The organism is Roseateles aquae, assembly GCF_032337115.1.
Classification (GTDB): domain Bacteria; phylum Pseudomonadota; class Gammaproteobacteria; order Burkholderiales; family Burkholderiaceae_C; genus Roseateles_C; species Roseateles_C aquae.
This window is the reverse complement of sequence record NZ_JAVXZY010000002.1, coordinates 793,971-815,851: the sequence shown is the minus strand read 5'-3', so window position 1 is coordinate 815,851 and position 21,881 is coordinate 793,971. Positions and strand designations below refer to the sequence as shown.

The following is a 21,881-nucleotide window of genomic DNA, read 5'->3' as shown; positions in this document are numbered from 1 at the left end:
CCGGCAGGGCGTGGCTGGTGCTTGCCCTGCGGGTTGAGAGAAAAGGGGCCCCCACGGGCGTTGCGCTGCTCGGCTGTCGGGCCACCAGCCCGACCTTCGCAGCGCGCCGTAAATCATTGCTGTCGGGCCGCCCCTTTTCTCTCAACCACGACCCACGCCGACTTATGCAGACCTTCCCTTGAGGGTAGAGTGGCGCCTCCAAACCCGGATTCATGACGACGGAGCCCCTGAGATGAACAGCACCACCTCGCCCCTGGCCGCGCTGAACGATGCCAGTCTTTTGAAGACGCAAGGCTTGATCAATGGCGAGTGGGTGTCCGGTGAGGCCAGCTTCGCGGTTCACGATCCGGCTACCGGGCTGCTGTTGGCTGAAGTGGCCAATCTTGGTGCCAGCGAGGCCGAGGCCGCCGTGGCGGCCGCGAACGCGGCCTGGCCGGCCTGGCGCAGCAAGACGGCCAAGGAACGCGCCGCCATCCTGATGCGCTGGTTCCAGCTGCTGACCAAGCATGCCGACGACCTGGCCCGCATCATGACCGCCGAGCAGGGCAAGCCGCTGGCCGAGGCCAAGGGTGAGATCGGCTATGGCGCCAGCTTCATCGAGTGGTTTGCCGAAGAGGGCAAGCGCGTCTATGGCGAAACCATTCCGACCACCGATGGCAACAAGCGCTATCTGGTGCTGAAGCAGGCCATGGGGGTCTGCGCCGCGATCACGCCCTGGAACTTCCCGGTGGCGATGATCACCCGCAAGGTGGCGCCGGCGCTGGCCGCCGGTTGCACCGTGGTGATCAAGCCGGCCGAGCAGACGCCGCTGTCGGCCTTGGCGGTGGCCGAGTTGGCCCAGCGCGCCGGCATGCCCTCGGGCGTGCTCAATGTGCTCAGCGCCGATAGCGAGCGTTCGATCGAGATCGGCAAGCTGCTGTGCGAAAGCCCCATCGTGCGGCATCTCTCCTTCACCGGCTCGACCGAGGTCGGCCGCATCCTGATGCGCCAGTGCGCGCCGACGGTCAAGAAGCTGTCGCTGGAGCTGGGCGGCAATGCGCCCTTCATCGTCTTCGACGACGCCGATCTGGACAGCGCCGTCGAGGGGGCGCTGGCCAGCAAGTACCGCAATGCCGGCCAGACCTGCGTCTGTGCCAACCGCCTCTATGTGCAGGAGGGCGTCTACGAGGTCTTTGTCGAGAAGCTGGCGGCCAAGGTGGCGGCATTGAAGGTCGGCAACGGTTTTGAGGCCGGCGTCAACCAGGGGCCGCTGATTGACGCGCAGGCCATCGCCAAGGTGCAACACCATGTCGAGGATGCGCTGGCCAAGGGCGGGCGGCTGCTCGCCGGTGGCAAGCCGGCCAGTGAGCTGGGCGCGCAGTTCTTCGAGCCGACGGTGATTGCTGATGCCAGCAGCGACATGCTGTGCGCCCGCGAAGAGACCTTCGGGCCGATGGCGCCGGTATTCCGCTTCGCCACCGAGGCCGACGCGATCTACGCCGCCAACAACACCGAATTCGGCCTGGCCGCCTATGTCTACACCCGCGATATCGGCCGCATCTTCCGTGTTGGCGAGGCGCTGGAGTACGGCATGGTTGGCATCAATGCCGGCATCATCGCCACCGCCGAGGTGCCGTTTGGCGGCGTCAAGCAGTCGGGTCTGGGGCGCGAGGGCGCTCACCAGGGCATTGACGACTATGTCGAGCTGAAATATCTCTGCCTGGGCGACATCCAGCGCTGAACGTCGCCGGACCCGGCGTCGGCCATGCTGGGCCTGTGAGCAAGGACTGACCCTGCTAGCGCGGGCAAATCATGCTTTGTGCGGCTTCGCCCCGGGCATAGACTGAGGGGTCATCCGTTCACATCGGAAGGTTCGTCGATGGCGCAAGGCGCTGAGCACAGGGGGTTGTCGCCGAGACGCTGGAGGCAGGCGCTGGCGTCTGCAGCGCCGCAGACGCGCAGGGCGCTGCTGCTGACCTTCGTCGTGCTGCTGCTGGGGCTGGGGTTGAGCGCCCTGGCGGCCCGCTGGGTGGCCGCCCAACTGCATGAAGAGACGGACCTGCGCTTTGAGCAACTCGCGCACCGGGTCGAGCTGGAGCTGAACCGGCGTCTTCAACTGCCTGTCTATGCCTTGCATGGCACCCGTGGCATCTATGCGGCTGGCAATGCCGTGCAGTTGGATGAGCTGCGGGCTTTTGTTGATGCGCACGATCTGAACCGTGAGTACCCCGGCTTGCTCGGCCTGGGCATTGCCGAGCGCACGGCCGTGGCCGACCTGCCCCAACTCCAGGCGCGAGTCACCGAGGAGAGTGGTAGCCACTTCGAGGTGCAGCGTGGGCCGGGCGAAGCGACGCCGCTGTACGTGCTGAAATACATCGAACCGCTGGCCAACAACGTCGAGCTGTGGGGCCGCGATCTGGGCGCTGATCTGGTGCTGCGTGAAGCCATCGAGCGTGCTCTGCGCAACGGCGAGGACAGCCTCAGCGGTCGCTTGATGTTGCCTCGCTTTGGCCAACAGCAACCGGGCTTCATGCTGATCGTGCCGATTTACCGGCGCGGCAGCGATCCACAGACCGCAGCACAGCGCGAACGTGCGCTGCTGGGTTTTGCCTGCGCGCCCATCGTGGCGAATGAGTTGCTGCTGGACCTGGGGCGCGCGGCCGAAGGGCTGCTCGCGATTGAGGTGTTTGAGGGTGAAAAAGCCGAAAGCGGGCATGAGCTTTTTGCTTCGGCGAAAGACTCGATGGCGCAGGGCGCGCCGTGGCAGCGATTGCAGACACTGCAGTTCGGCGGACGCCATATCACTCTGCAGGTGACGGCGACTGATGCCTTCGTGCGCGGCCAACGCAATGCCGGACCGCTGTGGGTGGCCCTGGCTGGCGCTGCGCTGTCGCTGCTGCTGGCGCTGGCCCTGTGGCTGCTATTGATCGGGCGCCAGCGGGCAGAGGCGCTGGCCCACCGGCTGACGCAGGACCTGGAACGCCTGGCCACGGTGGCCCAGCGCACCGCCAATGCCGTCATCTGCACAGATGCACAGCTGCGCATCACCTGGGTCAACGATGGCTTCAGCCGGGTCAGCGGCTACAGCGCCGAGCAGGCCATGGGCCGGACGGCGGCCGAGCTGTTTGCCCATCCCGGCTCGGATCCCCAGGTTACTCAGGCCTTCATCGATGCGGCACGTGCCGGCCTTGGCTGCCGGCAGGAGGTGTGCAATCGCCGTGCGGACGGTCAGCTTTACTGGGTGGAAACCGATGTGCAGCCGGTGCACGACGCCTTGGGGCGCTTGACGGGTTTCATCGAAATTGCGCTGGACATCTCCGAGCGCAAGCGCGATCAGTTGCGCCTGGCTGCTGCGCTGCGCGAGAACGACGATTTGCTCAGCACCATCCGGCAGCATGCCATTGTGTCGATCACCGACGCGCGCGGCATCATCATCAGCGCCAACGAGGCCTTCTGCCGGATCAGCAAGTACAGCGAGGCGGAACTGCTGGGGCATACCCACGCCATCGTCTACTCGGGCGTGCAAAGCCGTGAGTTCTGGGGGGCGGTGTGGCAGAAGATCAGCATGGGCCAATCCTGGCGCGGCCAGGTATGCAACCGGGCCAAGGACGGTGAGCTGTATTGGGTTGACAGCATCATTGCGCCGATTCGCGGCGACGACGGGCAGATCGAGCGCTATGTGTCGATCCGCCAGGACGTGACCGCAGCCCGGCAGGCCTCGCGCGAGCTGCGACGCGAGCGGGAGCGGCTCAACAGCATCATCGACGGCACCAATGCGGCGACCTGGGAATGGAATCTGCAAACCGATGAGGTGATCTTCAACGAGCGTTGGGCCGAGATGATTGGCTACCAGCTGTCCGAGTTGCAGCCGCTGAGTCTGCAGACCTGGCGCAAGCATGTGCATCCCAACGATTTGCGCCAGTCCGTCACGTTGACGCGCAGACATCTGGCCGGCGAACTGCCCGCCTACGAGGCGGAGTTGCGGCTGAAGCACCGTGACGGACACTGGATCTGGGTCTTGTCGCGCGGTAAGGTGATCGCCCACGATGCCGATGGCAAGCCGACCTGGATGGCTGGCACCCATCTGGACATCACGGCGCGCAAGCAGGCCGAACAGCAGCTGCGCGAAAGCCAGGCGCTGTTCAAGAGTGCCGAGCGCCTGGCCGGCGTCGGCGGTTGGGCCCTCGAGCTGAGCGATCAATGCCTCAGCGGTTCCGAGCAGAACTGGGCGCTGTTCGAGATGGAAGCCTGCGGGGCACCGAGCCTGGCCGAGATGCTCGACTGCTTCCTGCCCCGTGACCGCGAGTACCTGCAGGACGCCATCCTGCTTGCCAGCAGCGAAGGGCAAAGCTGGGATCTGGAGTTGGAGCTTCGAACGGTACGCGGCCGGCCGGCCTGGTTGCGATCCGTTGGCGAATTGGAGCGCGACGAGCAGGGGCAGGCGCGCCGCGTGCTCGGAGCCTTTGCTGACATCAGCGGACGCCGTGCACTCGAGGCGCAGATGCGTAGCAATAACGCACTGCTGCGCAGTGTGCTGGACAGCTTGCCTTGTGCCCTGAGCGTTTTCGATGGTGAGCTGAAGCTGATCGCCCACAACCAGCAGTTCCGCAGCCTGCTTGGTTTCCCGGATCAGCTGTTCGAAGGGGGCGAGACGCACTTCGAAGACATCATCCGTTTCAATGCTGTGCGGGGCGAGTATGGCGCCATCGAGGACGTTGAGCCCGTCGTGAAAGAAATCATCGAGCGCGCTCGCTACCCCGAGCCGCATCAGCTGGAGCGAACCCGGCCGAACGGGATAACGTTGGAAGTGCGCGGCGCGCCGATGCCGTCGGGCGGCTTTGTCACCACCTATGTGGACATCAGCGAGCGCAAGCGGCTGGAGGGTGAGCGCCAGCGCAGCAACGAGCTGTTGCGGGTGGTGCTGGAGAACCTGCCCTGTGGTCTGACCGTGATTGATCCGCAGCTGCAAATGGTGCTGCACAACAATATGTACGACCAGCTGTACGAGCTGGACGACGCCATGCGGGCGCGGCCGCAGTTCTCCGTCGACGAACTGTTGCGCTCCCGCTGGAAGGCAGGAGACTTCGGCGATATCAGCGAAGCGGCCGCGCTGCAGCTGGGCATGGAGCGGGTGCGTTATGCGCTTCACTCACCGCATCACTGGGAGCGCATGCGCCCTGATGGGGTCTGCCTGGAAATTCGCAGCGCGCCGGTGCCCGGGCTGGGCTTTGTTTCCACCTACACCGATGTATCGGCGCAGCGCCGCGCCGCGCAGGAACTCGCCCGCACGGTGGCCCTGCTCAATGCGGTGCTGGACTCGTCGACCAAGGTCGGCATTGTCGCCAGTGGCACCGACCGGCAGATCAGCCTGTTCAACCGCGGCGCCGAACAGATGCTGGGCTATCGCGCCGAGGAAGTGCTCGGACGGATGACGTCGGCCGCCTTCCTGCCGCCGCTGGCCCTGGCAGCGCTGGCGGAGCGGGTCTCGGCGGAGACCGGTGAACAGCTCGATGGCTTCGCCGCGCTGGTTCACCCTTCGCAGCTCAATCGCGAAGTGGAGAGCAGCTATATCAACAAGGAGGGCCGACGCTTCCAGGTGCTGCAGGTGATCAGCGAGCTGCGCGGCCGCGATGGTGTCAATCATGGCTATCTGGCCGTGTTCATCGACATCACCCGTCAAAAGGACTACGAGGCCGGGCTGGAAGAGGCGCGGCGCGATGCCGAGCAGGCCAGCGTGGCCAAGAGCCAATTCCTGGCCAATATGAGCCATGAGATTCGCACGCCGATGAATGCCATTCTCGGCCTGCTGACGCTGCTCAAGCGCACGCCACTGAACGTGCGGCAGCTCGACTACGCCAGCAAGACCGAAGGGGCGGCGCGTTCCTTGCTGAGCCTGCTCAACGACATTCTGGACTTCTCCAAGGTCGAGGCCGGCAAGATGGGCCTGGATCCGCAACCGTTCCGGCTGGAGGCCTTGCTGCGCGACCTGGCCGTCATCATGGCAGCCAATCTGGGGGGCAAGCCGCTGGAATTGCTGTTCGATGTCGACCCTCGGGTGCCGGCGTTGCTCTTGGGCGATGCCCTGCGTCTGCAGCAGGTGCTGATCAATCTGGCCGGCAATGCCATCAAGTTCACCGCGCAGGGCGAGGTGGTGGTCAGCGTGCAACTGCGTGAGCCGGTGGGCAGTGAGGCGCAGATTGAGTTTGCCGTGGCCGATACCGGTATCGGCATTGCCGAGGAGCACCGCGAGCGCCTGTTCAGTGCGTTCTCACAGGCCGAGGCCTCGACGACAAGGCGTTTTGGCGGCACCGGCCTCGGCTTGGCCATCAGTCAGCGCCTGGTACAGCTGATGGGCGGGCACCTGCATCTGGACAGCGAAGTGGGCCACGGCAGCCGCTTTTCCTTTGTGCTGAAGCTGCCGGTGCCGCCGCTGCTTGGCGAGGGCGCCATCGCAGCCCCGACGGTGCAACGGTTGCTGATTGTCGACGACCATGCCCAGGCCCGCCATGTGCTGGCGGCCATGGCCAGCGGGCTGGGCTGCAGCGTTGAACTGGCCAGCTCTTTGGCTCAGGCCGAGGCGCTGCTGCAAGTGCCGCATCGCTTTGATGCGGTGTTGCTGGACTGGCAGCTGCCTGGCCAGCAAGCCTGGCAACAGGCGCTGCGCGCCAAGCTGCCGGCGCTGGATGGCTTGCACTGGGTTGCTCTGCTCAGTGCGCAGGGCCGCGAGCAGCTCAGCGAAATAAGTGCTGATGCGCCAGATGCGATGCTGGTCAAGCCCATCAGTGCCGGCATGCTGCTGGACGCACTGAATGCACCGTCACCGGATTCAGGCTTTGACGACCTGCCACCGCAGCGCAGTGCACGGCTGGCCGGCTTGCGCTTGCTGCTGGTTGAGGACAATCCACACAATCAGCAGGTGGCCACCGAACTGTTGGCCGATGAGGGAGCAGAGATCAGCGTGGCCGAGAACGGTCAGCTGGCGCTGGACTGGCTGGCACGCCAGCACCGCCTGCCCGACGCCGTGCTGATGGACGTGCAGATGCCGGTGATGGATGGATTGACGGCGACGCGCAAGCTGCGTCAGGAGCTCGGTCTCAGCGACTTGCCGGTGATTGCGATGACCGCCAATGCAATGGCCAGCGATCTTGAGCAGAGCCGCGAAGCCGGCATGAATGCGCATGTCGGCAAGCCTTTCGAGCTCGATCAGCTGGTCAGCGTGCTGCTTGGGCTGGTGAGACGGGAGCCGGCCGTGGGCGAGCCCCCAGTTCCGAGCCTGCCGCGTTTTAAACCCGCCCAGCTGCCGGCTGAGCTGCTTGCCTGGGCCGAGGCGCAGCAACTGGCCCTGCAGGAAGGGCTTGATCGATTCATGAGCAAGACCAGTCTCTATCTTCGAACCTTGGCATCTACCGCCCAGAGTGCGCGTCAGCTGCAAGACAAGCTGCCGGCGTGGCTGGCGACAGCTGACTGCGAAGCCGCATCACAGGCTTTGCATGCCTTCAAGGGGCTATCCGCCACGGTTGGCGCTCACGGCCTGGCACGCTGGGCGGCGCAAGGTGAAAAGCCGCTGGCCAGTGGTCAACTGCCCCAAGCGAACTGGCAGGCTGAGGCCCAGCATCACTTGTCCGCTGGCAGTGCCATGCTGGATGAGGCCGCCCAACGCCTGCGTGCGGTGCTGCCTGATGCGCCCCTGCGCGCAAGCGCAGAGCGAACCGGTCAACCTGAGCGGCGGGCTCGTGGCGATGCGGGCTCCAGCGCACTGCGCAGCGCCCTCAAGCAGGGGCTCGGCTTGTTGCAGGACAGCGATATGGATGCGCTGCAGTTCTTCGAAAGCCTGATGACGGAGTCGGGCGGCGCGTATCCGGAGCGCCGCGAGCAACTTCAGGAAGCGATTGCCAATCTTGACTTTGCGGCCGCCGCGAGTTGCGTCAAGGCCTGGCTGGAGGAGCTGGCATGACCATGGATCGCAAATCAGCCGATCTGCTGGCGCCGGGCCTGTTCCAAGCGGTTCAACAGGCCTGGGGACGCAAGCCCAAGCTGCTGATCGTTGACGATCAGCCGGTCAATATCCAAGCGCTCTACCAGATCTTCGCCAGCGACTGCCAGGTCTTCATGGCGACCAGTGGCGAGCAAGCGCTGCAACTGTGTCAGGAGCGCCAGCCCGATCTGGTGTTGCTGGATGTGCAGATGCCCGGTATGGATGGCTATGAGGTTTGCCGGCGCATTCAGGCCGATGCAAGGCTGCGCGAGATCCCGGTGATCTTTGTCACCGCCCATACCGATGCCCAGCAGGAAACCCATGGGCTGGGGCTGGGGGCGGTTGATTTCATTGCCAAGCCCTTCACGCCCGCCGTGGTGCGCGCGCGGGTGCGCACCCATCTGACCCTGAAATGCCAGAGTGATGCCTTGCGCGAACTGGCGTTTTTGGACGGGCTGACGGGCGTGCACAACCGCCGTTTCTTTGACGAGCGCTTCCAGGCCGAGTTTCAGCGTGCCCGACGCAATGGCCGCAGCCTCGCCTTGATGATGGTCGACGTCGACTATTTCAAGCGCTTCAACGACGAGTACGGCCATCTGGCCGGCGATGACTGCCTGCGTCGGGTGGCTGAATGCCTGCGCAACCTTTTGCGCCGCCCGCCGGACCTGATGTGCCGCTTTGGTGGCGAGGAATTCGCCTGTGTGCTGCCGGAGACCGAGCTCGATGGCGCCGTGCAAGTCGCCGACCGCATGATCGCCACCGTGCAGACCTTGGCCATTCCCCACAAGCATGCGGCGCAGGGTGGGGTGGTCAGCGTCAGCATCGGTTTGGCCGCCTGCTTCCCGGCGCTTGGCGGCAGCCCGGAGAAGTTGCTCGCCAAGGCCGATGAGCAGTTGTATGCAGCCAAGGCCGCGGGCCGGGCGAGAGTCAGCGCAACGGCGTGCTGAGGGGAATCGTGGGGGGCACGTCTTGAACGCTGATGAGTCGGCAGATGGTCGATGAAGCAACCGGGCGACAGCAGAGAAGTGGAGCGGGTAGCGGGAATCGAACCCGCATATCGAGCTTGGGAAGCTAGCGTTCTACCACTGAACTATACCCGCCATGCTGCGCGCAGCCTGAGCTGCACTGCGCGCCATTATAGGCAGGCATTTCGGCGTCAGTCGTTGCGGTGCAAGGCCACTTGCAACTTGAGAGCCTGGTCACCAAAGGCGTAGGCGTCCATGCCCAGGCAGCCATAAGTGAGACTGGCGTGCAGGCGCTGTGGCACGGCGTCCGGGCCGCCAGCGCCCGCGGCAATGAACCAGGGCAGAAGATGCTCATCGGTCGGGTGCATGTCGACGGCATGGGGCGCCTGGCGCCGGTAGTCGAACAAGGCGGGCCAGGCGCGCGCGGTGGACTGCAGCCTGATCCATTCGCGAAAAGCCGCCGAGGCCGGGGTTTCGGCGGCATCGATTTCGGGATGACCCTGGAACACCAGGCGCAGATTGTGGGTGATGCTGCCGCTGGCCAGTAGCAGGACGCCCTCGCGCAACAGCGGGGCCAGGTCTTGCCCAAGCTTGAACAGGCGTTCCGGACTCTCGTGGGGCGACCAGGCCAGGGGCAGCACCGGCACGCTGGCGTCGGGGTAGAGGTAGCGCATCGGGGTCCAGATGCCATGGTCGAGCCCACCTTGGGGATGTCGGGTGAAGCGACTTCCGAGCAGGGCGGCGAGACGGTCGGCCAGTGCTGGTGCGCCGGGGGCGTCGTAGCGCAGCCGGTAGAGCGCGGGGTCGAAGCCGCCAAAGTCATAGACGGCTTCATGCCGGTCGGCGGCCAGGCCCACCAGGCCGTGCGCGAGGCTATGGGCCGAGAGCGCGAGCACGGCGCGGGGCCGCCCCCAAATGTGGTCCAGCGTTTGCCCCAGCTGGCTCATGAAGGCGCCAGCCTCGCGGGGCTCAAGCGCCGTCATCGGTGAGCCATGGGACAAGAACAGGGCGGGGAAGGGCTTGCTATCCATGGCCTGATTGAATCAGCCTGGCGGTCGATCGGCGCTGAAGCGGCTTGAAGGCTGAGTTCAAGGCGGCTGCATGCTGGTCGGCGCAGGGGCATGCCATGACTGACAGCATCAGCAGGGTGGCTGCGGCTACAGTGCGCCGATGAGCCATTCAGCCCCCGCCACCGCTTCGCCGGCACAGCCGTCGCGCCTGCCCCATGTCATGCAACTGGCCTGGCGCCAGCTGTGGCGTGACTGGCGGGCCGGCGAGATGCGCTTGCTGGGGCTGGCCGTCATGCTGGCGGTGGCGGCGGTCTGCGCGGTTGGCTTCCTGTCTGACCGCATGCAGCTTGGCTTGCAGCGGGATGCAGCGCAACTGATTGGTGGCGATGCCCTGGTCGCCAGTGACAAGCCGACGCCTGCCGGCATCGTCGCCTTGGCCGATGGCCTGGGACTGGCGCAGATGCGCTCGATCAGCTTTCCCAGCATGGCGCGTGCGCCTGAGGCCCAAGGCGGGGCGACCCGCCTGGTGTCGGTGAAGGCGGTCAGTGCCAGCTATCCGCTGCGCGGACGGCTGCAGCTGGGCGATGGCCGGCTGGTGGGGGCGCCAGCGCCAGGCACGGTGTGGGTCGATGCCGAAGTGCTGCAGGCGCTGGCGCTGCGCCTGGGCGACGAGGTCTTGCTCGGCGAATCGCAGCTGCGCATTGCCGGTGTGATCCGGACCGAACCCGATCGTGGGGCCAGCTTCATGAGCTTTGCGCCCCGGCTGATGCTGGCCGAGACCGACCTGGCCGCCACCGGCCTGATCCAGCCTGGCAGCCGGGTGACATATCGGCTGGCGGTGGCCGCTGAAGCCGGTGGAAGCGCAGCGGCGCGCTTTATCGAGCAGGTCAAACAGCTGGTCGAACGCGATGAGGTGCGCGGTGTTCGGCTGGAATCGCTGGAGAACGGCCGCCCCGAGATGCGACAGACGCTGGATCGGGCAGCGCGCTTTTTGAAGCTGGTCGCCATGCTGGCGGCTTTGCTGGCCGCTGTGGCGGTGAGCCTCGCCGCACGCGACTTCGCGGCCCGCCATCTTGATGCTTGCGCGATGCTGCGGGTGCTTGGGCAGTCACAGGCGCGCATTGCCTGGACCTTTGGCCTCGCCTTTGGTGCGGCTGGTTTGTTGGCCAGTCTTGCCGGCGTGGCGCTGGGATTCGGGTTGCACTTCGTCTTCTTGCGTTTGCTTGCCGGGCTGCTGGCGGTCGACCTGCCCCCGCCCAGCGTCTGGCCTGCTGTGGGCGGTCTGGCCCTGGGCCTGAGCCTGTTGATGGGTTTTGGCATGGCGCCGGTGCTGCAGCTGGCTGCCGTGCCGGCGCTGCGTGTGATGCGGCGTGACCTCGGGGCCGTGCGCATGGGCTCGACGCTGGTGTTGGGCGGCGGCCTGCTCGGCTTTGCCGGCATTCTGGTGGCCATCTCAGGCGAGTGGCGCCTGGGGCTGATCACGGCCTTGGGCTTCGGCGCGGCCTTGCTGCTGTTTGCGTTGCTGGCCTGGCTGGCGGTCAAGCTCTTGAGGCTGGCCGTTCCGCAGGCGGGCGCGCCTCGCTGGCTGATGCTGGCCACACGCCAGGTCGCGGCGCGCCCGGGCTTTGTGGTGGTTCAGGTGGCCTCGCTGGCAGTAGGGCTGCTGGCGCTGAGCTTGCTCGTGATGCTGCGCACGGACCTGATCAGCAGCTGGCGTGCCGCGACGCCCAAGGACGCGCCGGACCGCTTTGTCATCAATATCCAACCCGAGCAGGGCGAGGCCTTTCAAGCGCGACTGCGGCAACTCGGTGTGCAGCGCTACGACTGGTATCCGATGATCAGGGGCCGCTTGATTGCGCTCAATGGCCAGCCGCTGCGCGCGCAGCAGCAGGGCGAAGAGCGTTCGCGCGCGCTGCTGGAGCGCGAGTTCAATCTCAGCCATGCGGCGCAGCTGCCGGCGCACAACCAGGTGATTGCCGGCCAATGGGTCGATGAGGAAGCCGACGGGCTCAGCGTCGAGCAGGGCCTCGCGCAGCAGTTGGGCATCAAGCTGGGCGACCGGCTGCGCTTTGATGTTGCTGGTACGCAGATCGAGGCCCGTGTGAGCAGCCTGCGCAAGGTGGACTGGGCCTCGATGCGCGTCAATTTCTTCGTGATGTTCCCACGCCGCTCGATGCCTGAACTCCCCAAGAGCTATATCAGCGCCTTTCATGCGCCCGGCGCTGCCTTTGATGCTGAGCTGGCGCGAGAGTTCCCCAACATCACCAGCGTCAACGTCACGGCGCAGTTGCTGCAGCTGCAGACGGTGCTGGATCAGGTCGCGCAGGCGGTGCAGTTCCTGTTCACGTTCACGCTGGCGGTCGGCCTGTTGGTCTTGCTCGCGGCGGTAGGCAGCAGCCGGGAGGCACGCACCCGCGAGTTCGCGCTGATGCGCGCACTGGGCGCCAGCTCGGGCCTGTTGGCGCAGGTGCAAAGAGCTGAGCTGCTCGGTGTGGGTGCTCTGGCCGGCTTTCTGGCCGGGCTGGCGGCTTTGGCGCTGGGCGCGGCCTTGGCCCGTTATGTCTTTGATTTCAGCTGGGAGCTGAAACTCTGGGTGCCACTCGGCGCCATGCTGGCCGGCGCCCTGCTGGCCCAGCTGGCCGGCTGGTGGGGCTTGCGCGGCGTGCTGCAGCGGCCGGTGATGAGCAGCTTGCGCGAGGCGGAATCGCAATAGCCTAACGGCCGTGCGCGCGCGGCTGAAGCGCAAACAAAAAGGCTCTCTGCGCGGTAGTTGATGCGCGGCAACTGACACTCGAAACGCAAGCACAGAGGCACGGAGGCGCGGAGGGATTTACTGGGAAGACCAGAGTTCGACTTGTTTTTCTCCGTGACTCCGTGCCTCTGTGGCTGCCTTTGGCTGTTTCCAGAGCATCCACGCTTAACGCGAAAAGCGCCAAGAAAAAAGGCAGGCCAAGAGGCCTGCCTTTCTCATGCCCAGCCTGGGCTTAGAACGATTCCCAGTCGCCCTCGCCACCGCCACCGCCATTGGACGCGGGGGCGGGGCTGGGCGCTGGCGCAGGGGACGGCGCGCTGGCGCGCTTGGCGGCGGCCGGCTTGGGTGCTGCTGCAGGCTTGGGGGCGGCGCTGGCCGGACGGTGATGGACCATCTGGCTGCTTGACGCGCTGCTGCCATGGTTGCTCTTGCCCTTGGCGATATAGGGCTTGCTGCTGCGGCCGCTGTCTTCGGCGCCCAGACGGAACACCGAGACGACTTCAGTCAGGCGCAAGGCCTGATCCTTCAGGCTTTCGGCGGCCGCTGCCGACTCCTCGACCAAGGCAGCGTTCTGCTGGGTCATCTGGTCGAGCTGCACCACGGTGCCGTTGACCTGACCGATGCCTTCACTTTGCTCCGAGGCGGCAGCGGTGATCTCACCGATGATGTCCGTCACACGCTGGACGCTGGCGACGATGTCGTTCATCGAAGCGCCGGCCGCTTCGACCAGCCGTGAACCAGCCTCAACCCGATCGACGCTGGCACCAATCAGTGTCTTGATCTCCTTGGCCGCTTCGGCGCTGCGCTGTGCCAGCGAGCGAACTTCGGCCGCCACCACCGCAAAGCCACGCCCTTGCTCGCCGGCACGGGCCGCTTCGACGGCCGCGTTCAGGGCCAGGATATTGGTCTGGAAGGCAATGCCATCGATGACGCCGATGATGTCGTTGATCTTCTTGGAACTGGTGTTGATCTCGTCCATCGTCGCCACGACCTGGCTGACCACCTCACCGCCCTTGGCTGCGGCCGAGGAGGCCGATGAGGCCAGCTGATTGGCGGTCTGTGCGGCGTCTGCCGTCTGGCGCACGGTGCCTGTCAGATGCTCCATCGACGAGCTGGCCTGTTGCAGATTCGAGGCCGTCTGTTCGGTGCGGTGGGAGAGATCCTGCGCGCCAACGGCAATCTCGCTGGAGGCCGTTGAAATCGAGCTGCTGGCGGCGCGAACGTCGATAAGAATGTCCTGGATCTTCTTGGCGAACAGATTGAATGAGGCAGCAATCCGTGCAATCTCATCGCTGCCGCTTTCGGGCAGTCGACGAGTCAGATCGCCACCGCCAGCGCTGATTTCGTCGAGTGCCTGGCGCACACGTTCCAGGCCGCTCATCATCTGTGTGATCATGGTGGTGATCACGGCGCCGGCGAGCAGCATCATCACCAACACGATGATGGCGGCGGCGCGCAGCAGCGAGTTCAGCGAGGCCAGCGCCTCGTCTTTGGCAGCGGCGGTGACCAGGATCCAATCCGTATCAGCAACCGGCGCGCCGCGCAGCAGGAAGCTGTTGTCGCCCACATTGGCTTCAACCCAGCCACCGTTGCTGTCAATCGCGGCCTTGAAGGCGGCGTTGTCCAGTGAGGGCGAGAGTGCCGTGGCCGGCTTCATGGCCAGATTGGCGTCCGGGTGGGCAATGATTCTGCCGTCGCGGCTGGCCAGAAACGCAAAGCCATTGGGCGTGGGTTTGATCGATTTGATCGTCGCCACCACCTCGTCAAGGAAGACGTCGGAGGCCACGACGGCCTTGACGTTGCTGCCTTCCTTGATGGCGTTGGCAAAGGTCACGACCAGCAGCTTGCGGGCTGCGTCCATATAGGGCTCGGTGATCACGGGGCCACTGGCGGACGCGGCCTTGGTGTACCACGGGCGTCCCGTGGGGTCATAGCCTGGAGGCAGATTTTGAGGCGTGTTGAAGACGATGCGCTTGTCGGCATAGCCGACATAGGCTGCGTCCAGCCTTCCAGCCTTGGCAGCCTGGACCAGTGCGGGCACCGGCTCGGGCTGATCAACGGCCGGCGCCAGGGAGCTGAGGATGTCGCGCTGGCTGCGCACCCATTGGGCAATCGTCGCCGCTCGGGCGCTTGCCGTCTGGTCTAGTGTGCTCAGCACCTGGGCCCGCGTGTTGTTGCGCACGGTGACATAGTTGGCCACGGTCGAGACCGTGAGGCTCAGCACCACAACGGCGATGCCAACGCCTATCAGCTTGGTCTTGATCGAATCAAACATGGACACTCCTTACTCTCGATAGCTGGCCGGCAGTCGGCCTCATTCATATGGGGCAGGCCAGTCGCTGCAGCCTTGGCGGCGCGCCTTGCAGTGGCGACCACGGCTTCAGCTGGGCCGATCTTCAGAAAGACTCCCAATCCCCCTCTGCAGCACTTGGGGCCGGCGCTGCTGCCCGCGGCGCAGGCGCGGCGGCACTTGATGCTTCGGCTGAGGCGCCGGAATGCGCTTTCGCTGTGAGCTTGGGTTTTCTGGCCGGGGCTGGAATCACGGCAGCACGGGGCGCCGAAGCGGCCTTGGTGGCTGTGCTGGTGGCGGTCGGACGTGGCGCCTTGTCACGGGCTTGCGTGCCTGCAGTGGCGGCAACGCGGAACACGGCCACGGCCTCAACCAGCCGCTGTGCCTGATCCTTGAGGCTTTCCGCTGCGGCGGCTGACTCTTCAACCAGCGCGGCGTTTTGCTGTGTCATCTGGTCGAGTTGGACCACGGACTGGTTGACCTGTCCGATGCCCTCGCTCTGCTCGGTGGCAGCCGCCGAGATCTCGCCAATGATGTCCGAGACGCGCTGGACGCTGGTGACAATCTCGTCCATCGAGGCGCCGGCATCCTGCACCAGGCGCGATCCTGCCTCGACGCGATCGACGCTGGCACCGATCAGGGTCTTGATCTCCTTGGCGGCCTCCGCGCTGCGCTGGGCCAGCGAGCGCACTTCGGCGGCAACGACAGCAAAGCCACGACCCTGTTCGCCGGCGCGTGCCGCTTCGACGGCAGCGTTCAGCGCCAGGATATTGGTCTGAAAGGCGATACCGTCGATGACACCGATGATGTCGTTGATCTTCTTGGAGCTGGTGTTGATCTCGTCCATCGTCGTCACCACCTGGCTGACGACCGCACCGCCCTTGGCGGCAGCGCTGTTGGCCGACGACACCAACTGGTTGGCGGTGCGCGCCGAGTCCGCGGTCTGACGCACGGTGCTGGTCAGCTGCACCATGGACGAGGCGGCGATCTGCAGGTTCGATGCGGTCTGCTCGGTGCGCTGGCTCAGATCCTGGTTGCCGCTGGCAATTTCGGTGCTGGCGGTGCCGATGGAGTCGACCGAGTGGCGCACCGTGCCGATGGTGTCGGCGAGGCGCTCACGCATCGATTCGGTGTCGCGAATCAGGGCGCCGATTTCGTCGTCTCGGTCGCTGGTGACGCTGCGCGAGAGATCGCCTTGCGCGATGCTGCGCACGGCTTCGGAGAGCGAGGCCAGCGGCGCGGCAATCCAGTTGCGCATCATCCAGAACAGGCCAAAGCCGAGTGCTGCGGTAGCGCCACCCAACAGAATCCAGAAGGGCACCATCGTGGCCCAGTGCGAGGCCATGGCTTCGCTGTTCGAGACCTGGGCGATCACCCACAGCCCGCTGTTCTCGTTCTGGCGTCCGACCGAGAAGAAGCCACTGCCGTTGGTCTTCAGCACATTGGGCGCGTCGTCGACGAATCCATCCTTGGATTCGATCATTGCGCTCATGAACTTGCCGAAGTCCGGCGCGACCTCGCTGGCCAATTTGCCTTGAGCATTGGGATGGCTCACGAAGCGGGCCTGCGCCACGTCCTTGCTTGGCACCGAGACGACGTAGGTGCCGCCGGTCTCGAAATACTTGGCGCTGCTGATCATCTTGTCCATGGCTTGCTGGAATGTGCCCATGTCCAGGGCAATGGCCAGCAGGCCGATCACTTTGCCGGCCTCGCTCTTGATCGGCTCGTAGTGCGCCATATAGGTCTTGCCGAAGAGCACGGCGCGGCCCGAGTAGGACTTACCTTCCTTCAGCATGGCGAAGCCCGGATGATTCTTGCCTAGCATGCCGCCGATATCGCGTTCACCCTTCTCGTTCTTCAGCGAAGACGTGATGCGCTGAAAGTCACCATCCTTGATGATGAAGGCCGACGCCGCGCCGCCGGTGGTACCAGCGAACTTGTCGACCTGAGTGAAATTGCCGTTGAGCTTGGGCCCCCAGTCGCGCAGATCGCCGGTGGCCTCGTCCAGCGTGAAGACCGGGCCAAAGTCCTGGCGGAAACTGCCGTAGGACTGCCTGACCATGTTTTTGGCCACTTCATCCATCGCTTGCATGCCATCGGTCAGGGCTTGCGTGCGATCGCCCACCCAGGTGGCGGTGCGGTCCCTGGCGACCTTGGTCAGCAGCACGCTCAGCGCACCGCTGGTGCCAAGCAGGATGAGTGCCAGTGCGGTCACGCCTACCAGCGAGACGCGACGGGCTATTGAGGTGACTCCGGACGACATAAGCGATCGCTCCATTCGATCTGAACAATTGCAGCGCCACCTCCCGCGCTACCTTGTGCCGGCCCGCCTTCGGCGTGCGGGCTTTAGCGTTGCCGAGCGCTTACAGGGATTCCATCAGCCCCATGTCGGCGCTGCTCATCAAGCCTTCGATGTCCATCAGAATCAGCATGCGGTCGTTGACGGCGCCGATGCCGGTGATGAAACTCGTATCCACTGCACTCGCATTGAGCTCGGGTGCGGGGCGGATGGCATCGCGATTGAGTTCGAGCACATCCGACACTGAGTCGACGACAGCACCGACGACACGGCCCTTGACGTTGAGCACGATGACCACGGTGAAGCTGTTGTACTCGGCGGTCGGGCAACCCAGCTTCAAGCGCAGATCGACGATGGGCACGATGACGCCGCGCAGATTGACAACACCCTTGATGAAGTCAGGCGCGTTGGCGATGCGTGTCGGCGGTTCGTAGGAGCGGATCTCCTGAACTTTCAGGATGTCGATGCCGTACTCTTCCGAACCCAATCGGAACGTGAGGTACTCACCGCTGGCCGGGCCATGCGATTGGACGGTGAGGTTGCCGCCTTCATGACGCGCGACCTGCGTGGATTGCGGAACAATTTCCATGACTGACCTCAATGCAAGGTTGGTGGGTTGCGGACGGCTTCAGAAACTTTCCCAATCGCCTTCGGCCGCCGCCGAAGGCACGGGGGCCGCAGGCGGGCGAGGGCGCGGTGCGCTGGGCGCTTGATCGCCGCCCCGGTTAGCACTGCTCTTGACGGGTGCTGGGCTGACAGCCTTGGCCACAGGCGCAGGCATGGGCGCCGCCGCACGGGCCGCCGCAGCCTGGGCCAGCGTGGCGCTCGCGGCGCCGGCCAGCGGACGGCTACTCTTCGGCGATTTGCTCACTTTGACGCTGCTTGCTGCGGCATTGTTGTTGATACGGAAGCGATCAACCGCATCGGCGAGCTGCTCGGCCTGATCCTTCAGGCTTTCGGCCGCTGCGGCAGATTCCTCAACCAGGGCGGCGTTTTGCTGCGTCATCTGATCCAGTTCGACCACCGACTGATTGACCTGGCCAATGCCTTCACTCTGTTCGGACGCCGCAGCAGTGATTTCGCCGATGATGTCGGTCACGCGCTGAACGCTGGTGACGATCTCAGTCATCGAGCTACCGGCTTCCTGAACCAGACGGGTGCCAGCTTCGACGCGATCGACGCTGGCGCCGATCAGGGCCTTGATTTCGCGCGCCGCTTCGGCGCTGCGCTGGGCCAGCATGCGCACCTCGCCGGCCACGACGGCAAAGCCACGGCCTTGCTCGCCGGCTCGTGCGGCTTCAACGGCGGCGTTCAGCGCCAGGATATTGGTCTGGAAGGCGATGCCGTCGATCACACTGATGATGTCATTGATCTTCTTGGAGCTGGTGTTGATTTCGTCCATGGTCGCGACGACCTGGCCAACCACTTCACCGCCCTTGGCAGCGGCTGTGGAGGCCGACGAGGCCAGCTGATTGGCGGTCAAGGCCGAGTCTGCGGTCTGTTTGACAGTGCCGGTCAGCTGCACCATCGAAGAGGCAGCTTGCTGCAGATTGCTGGCCGTCTGCTCGGTGCGGCTGGAAAGGTCTTGATTGCCAGAGGCGATCTCAACCGACGCGGTGCGGATGTGTTCCGCCGACAGTCGCAGCTGACCGACCAAACCTTGCAGCGCGCCCTGCATATGTTGCAGCGAACGCAGCAGGTGCGATGCCTCGTCATTGCCCTCGATGGTGCCGGACGCATTGGTCAGGTCACCCTGCGCAATCGCGCTGGCGAGCGCCTCGGCCTCGGCCAATGGGTTGCAGATGCTGTGCATATTCAGCAGGGTCAGCGGCACAACGATCAGGGCGCTGATCCCGAGGACCACCATGAAGGCCATCAACATGCGGTCTTCAGTCTTGGCGCTCTGGATCTGCAGTTCCTTGGCGTCGCGATCCAGCGCGACCTGCACCTCATCCAGCAGCCTTTCAGCTTCCTGGATCGAGCTCTTGGCATCGGCCAGCGCCGCATTGGCCGCCGACACGGCGTCAAAGCCTCCGCTCTCGGCCTTGCTGAGCACGGCTTGTGCACGGTTGGCATAGCTGTCTACCAGTGGCGCGAGCTTGCGCAGTACCTTGCGGGCAGCGTCGTCACCACCGCCATCAAGACGCTTGAGAATGGCGGTGACTTCGCTGACCGACTTGTCCCAGTTCTGCCGGGCCGCGCGACTGGCGTCGGCTTGGCCCATATTCAGCAGCAGATCCTTTTCGTAGCGGCGCAGATTACCCATCTGCTGAGCCAGGCGGGTGATCTGGCTGGCCTCCGTGCTGGCGACGTCGACGAAGCGTTGAGTCTGACTGCGCATGGAGCTCATGCCTGTCAAACCAACGCCGCCAACCGCCAGCAGCAGGGCCAGCACCATGGCGATGGCGCCAATCATCCGCGTGCGGATACTGAACTGCCTCAGCATTGAGCTCATGCTCATTCAGAACTTCCTTTCGAACAGAGCTTCGCTGCTCAATGACGCGAACGTCGGACCAGGCTGCCAATGTCCAGAATCAGGGCCACGCGACCATCGCCCATGATGGTGGCGCCGGAGACATCAAAGACCTTGCGGTAGTTGGCCTCGAGGTTCTTCACGACCACCTGCTGCTGGCCAAGCAGTTCATCGACCAGCAGCGCGACCCGCCCGCCTTCGGCTTCGACGACCACCATGATGGAGCTGACGTGCTCGAAGTCGAAGCGCGGCACATTGAAAACCTGCTCCAGCTCGACCACGGGCATGAACTCGTCGCGAACCTCAACCACGCGGCCCGAACCACCGACCGTCTTGATCGTGTCGGCCTGAACCTGGAAGGACTCGACCACCGAGGACAGCGGCAGGATGTAGACCTCTTCGCCGACGCCCACGCTCATGCCATCCATGATGGCCAGCGTCAGCGGCAGTCTCACCGAGACCTTCATGCCGTAGCCTTCAGCGGAATCGATTTCGACGGTGCCGCCCAGCTGGGTGATGTTCTTCTTCACCACGTCCATGCCGACGCCACGGCCGGACACGTCGGTGACCTGATCTGCCGTCGAGAAGCCCGGCGCAAAGATCAGCCCCCAGACCTCCTGGTCCGTCATGGTGTCAGGCGCGTCAATGCCTTTTTCTCGGGCCTTCTTGAGCAGCTTGTCGCGATTCAGACCGCGGCCATCGTCGCGCACCTCGATGACGATGGAGCCGCCCTGATGCGAGGCAACCAGGGTGATGGTGCCTTGCTCAGGCTTGCCCTTGGCAGCGCGGTCGGCCGGCGACTCAATGCCGTGGTCGCAGCTGTTGCGCACCAGGTGAGTCAGAGGATCGGTGATCTTCTCGACCAGGCCTTTATCCAGTTCGGTGGCTTCGCCCTGCGTCACCAGCTCGACCTTCTTGCCCAGCTTGGCAGCGAGGTCGCGCAGCATGCGCGGGAAGCGGTTGAAGACGACCGACATCGGAATCATCCGAATCGACATCACCGATTCCTGCAGGTCGCGGGTGTTTCGTTCCAGGTCGGCCAGGCCGGACGACAGCTGCTGGTACAGGCCGGGATCGACATTGCGGCTGTTCTGCGCCAGCATGGCCTGGGTGATGACCAGTTCGCCGACGAGGTTGATCAACTGGTCGACCTTCTCGACCGAGACCCGCAGCGTCGATTGATCCATGCCGCCACCGGCGGCGCGTGCCTCCGGCTTGGCGGCAGCCGGCTTGACGACGGCAGCAGGCTTGGGCGCTTCGGCCACTGGCTTGACTTCGGTCGACGTGGCGCTGGCGGGCACGCCAGGGGCATCGTCGAAGAAGCCATAGCCGAGATCCTCTTCCTTCTTTGCCTCGGCGGGCGGGGAGCCGGGGGCACCTTCGTGGAAGCCATAGCCCGAGGTCAAGGGAGAGAGCTTGACCTGTTCGCGGGCGACGTGGAAGGTGAAGAGATCCAGCAGATCGTTGTCGGTGCTGCTGGTCGTGACCTTGAAGCGGCGAATACCGTCGGCAGCGACGCCACCGTCGAGCGGCTCGATGGTGCCGAGATCGGTGATTTCCTTGAACAGCTCAACCAGATTGTCCGCATGCGAGGGATTGCTGAGCGGGCCAACCTGGAGCTCCAGCTGACGCACATTTGAGGCGATAGGTGCCGGTGCTGGCGCGGCCGGTGCCGCTGACGTGGCCTTGGGGGCGGCTACTGGCACCTCGCCGCCGCCATCGACCATGGTCTTGATGTTGAGGAGCAACTCGGTTGTGTCGACCGCGGCTGCTCCCGAGCCCTGATGGCGGCCGAGCTGGGCGCGCAAGGCATCGCCAGACTGCAGCAGCACATCGACCATCTGCGAGGTCGGATTCAGTTCATGACGGCGCAGCTTGTCCAGCAGCGTCTCCATCTGGTGGGTCAGTTCGGCCACATCGCTGAAACCGAAGGTCGCTGCGCCACCTTTGATCGAGTGCGCGCAGCGGAAGATGGCGTTCAGTTCTTCGTCGTCAGCCGACTCGACATTCACATTGAGCAGCAGCTGCTCCATGTTGTCGAGGTTCTCACTCGCCTCTTCAAAGAAGACTTGGTAGAACTGGCTCAGGTCAATGCCGGCACTCAGGCTGGCGCCTTCGGAGGTCATCTCTCCCATGCT

At 64.8% G+C, this 21,881-nt stretch carries 10 protein-coding genes and 1 tRNA gene; 4 read left to right on the top strand and 7 right to left on the bottom strand.

The window, feature by feature from the left end; all coding sequences use genetic code 11:
* Positions 1 to 232 precede the first annotated feature (232 nt).
* The 3 genes from RQP53_RS08875 to RQP53_RS08865 all read left to right on the top strand — a co-directional run bounded on the left by RQP53_RS08875 (position 233) and on the right by RQP53_RS08865 (position 8,901).
* Positions 233 to 1,720, top strand: coding sequence for an NAD-dependent succinate-semialdehyde dehydrogenase (locus RQP53_RS08875; protein ID WP_315649874.1), 1,488 nt, complete (start codon positions 233 to 235; stop codon positions 1,718 to 1,720).
* A 138-nt stretch (positions 1,721 to 1,858) separates the two neighbouring features.
* Positions 1,859 to 7,933: a PAS domain S-box protein gene (locus RQP53_RS08870; RefSeq protein WP_315649873.1), complete on the top strand. Its 6,075-nt coding sequence runs from the start codon at positions 1,859 to 1,861 to the stop codon at positions 7,931 to 7,933.
* Complete coding sequence (locus tag RQP53_RS08865; protein WP_315649872.1) at positions 7,930 to 8,901, top strand: diguanylate cyclase domain-containing protein; 972 nt, start codon at positions 7,930 to 7,932, stop codon at positions 8,899 to 8,901. Before RQP53_RS08870 ends, RQP53_RS08865 begins: the two co-directional genes overlap by 4 nt.
* Before the next feature lie 79 nt (positions 8,902 to 8,980).
* On the opposite strand, the gene RQP53_RS08860 is transcribed toward RQP53_RS08865, so the two are convergent.
* Both RQP53_RS08860 and RQP53_RS08855 read right to left on the bottom strand, forming a co-directional pair.
* A tRNA-Gly gene (locus RQP53_RS08860) sits at positions 8,981 to 9,054 on the bottom strand.
* A gap of 56 nt (positions 9,055 to 9,110) precedes the next feature.
* A complete protein-coding gene (locus tag RQP53_RS08855) occupies positions 9,111 to 9,950 on the bottom strand; it encodes a dioxygenase family protein (protein WP_315649871.1) in 840 nt (279 codons plus the stop codon).
* A gap of 139 nt (positions 9,951 to 10,089) precedes the next feature.
* Here RQP53_RS08855 and RQP53_RS08850 point away from each other — a divergent pair, with 139 nt between their 5' ends.
* Positions 10,090 to 12,642 (top strand): ABC transporter permease, encoded by a 2,553-nt coding sequence (locus RQP53_RS08850; protein WP_315649870.1) that lies wholly within the window; start codon positions 10,090 to 10,092, stop codon positions 12,640 to 12,642.
* A gap of 271 nt (positions 12,643 to 12,913) precedes the next feature.
* Here the strand turns inward: RQP53_RS08850 and RQP53_RS08845 are convergent, their stop codons facing one another.
* The 5 genes from RQP53_RS08845 to RQP53_RS08825 form a co-directional block, all read right to left on the bottom strand.
* Positions 12,914 to 14,956, bottom strand: coding sequence for a methyl-accepting chemotaxis protein (locus RQP53_RS08845; RefSeq protein WP_315649869.1), 2,043 nt, complete (start codon positions 14,954 to 14,956; stop codon positions 12,914 to 12,916).
* A 121-nt stretch (positions 14,957 to 15,077) separates the two neighbouring features.
* Positions 15,078 to 17,234: a methyl-accepting chemotaxis protein gene (locus tag RQP53_RS08840; protein WP_315649868.1), complete on the bottom strand. Its 2,157-nt coding sequence runs from the start codon at positions 17,232 to 17,234 to the stop codon at positions 15,078 to 15,080.
* Positions 17,235 to 17,334: 100 nt separating this feature from the next.
* Positions 17,335 to 17,859, bottom strand: coding sequence for a chemotaxis protein CheW (locus tag RQP53_RS08835; RefSeq protein ID WP_315649867.1), 525 nt, complete (start codon positions 17,857 to 17,859; stop codon positions 17,335 to 17,337).
* Between the two features lie 39 nt (positions 17,860 to 17,898).
* Positions 17,899 to 19,731, bottom strand: coding sequence for a methyl-accepting chemotaxis protein (locus RQP53_RS08830; RefSeq protein WP_315649866.1), 1,833 nt, complete (start codon positions 19,729 to 19,731; stop codon positions 17,899 to 17,901).
* A gap of 32 nt (positions 19,732 to 19,763) precedes the next feature.
* Entirely contained in the window at positions 19,764 to 21,878 is a 2,115-nt protein-coding gene (locus tag RQP53_RS08825) for a chemotaxis protein CheA (RefSeq protein ID WP_315649865.1), read from the bottom strand.
* Positions 21,879 to 21,881: the final 3 nt, after the last annotated feature.

Bases quoted from the DNA above. Each gene is read 5' to 3' on its own strand.
- RQP53_RS08875 (WP_315649874.1), top strand. From the start codon at position 233: ATGAACAGCACCACCTCGCCCCTGGCCGCGCTGAACGATGCCAGTCTT.
- RQP53_RS08870 (WP_315649873.1), top strand. From the start codon at position 1,859: ATGGCGCAAGGCGCTGAGCACAGGGGGTTGTCGCCGAGACGCTGGAGG.
- RQP53_RS08865 (WP_315649872.1), top strand. From the start codon at position 7,930: ATGACCATGGATCGCAAATCAGCCGATCTGCTGGCGCCGGGCCTGTTC.
- RQP53_RS08855 (WP_315649871.1), bottom strand. From the start codon at position 9,950: ATGGATAGCAAGCCCTTCCCCGCCCTGTTCTTGTCCCATGGCTCACCG.
- RQP53_RS08850 (WP_315649870.1), top strand. From the start codon at position 10,090: ATGAGCCATTCAGCCCCCGCCACCGCTTCGCCGGCACAGCCGTCGCGC.
- RQP53_RS08845 (WP_315649869.1), bottom strand. From the start codon at position 14,956: ATGTTTGATTCGATCAAGACCAAGCTGATAGGCGTTGGCATCGCCGTT.
- RQP53_RS08840 (WP_315649868.1), bottom strand. From the start codon at position 17,234: ATGTCGTCCGGAGTCACCTCAATAGCCCGTCGCGTCTCGCTGGTAGGC.
- RQP53_RS08835 (WP_315649867.1), bottom strand. From the start codon at position 17,859: ATGGAAATTGTTCCGCAATCCACGCAGGTCGCGCGTCATGAAGGCGGC.
- RQP53_RS08830 (WP_315649866.1), bottom strand. From the start codon at position 19,731: ATGAGCATGAGCTCAATGCTGAGGCAGTTCAGTATCCGCACGCGGATG.
- RQP53_RS08825 (WP_315649865.1), bottom strand. From the start codon at position 21,878: ATGGGAGAGATGACCTCCGAAGGCGCCAGCCTGAGTGCCGGCATTGAC.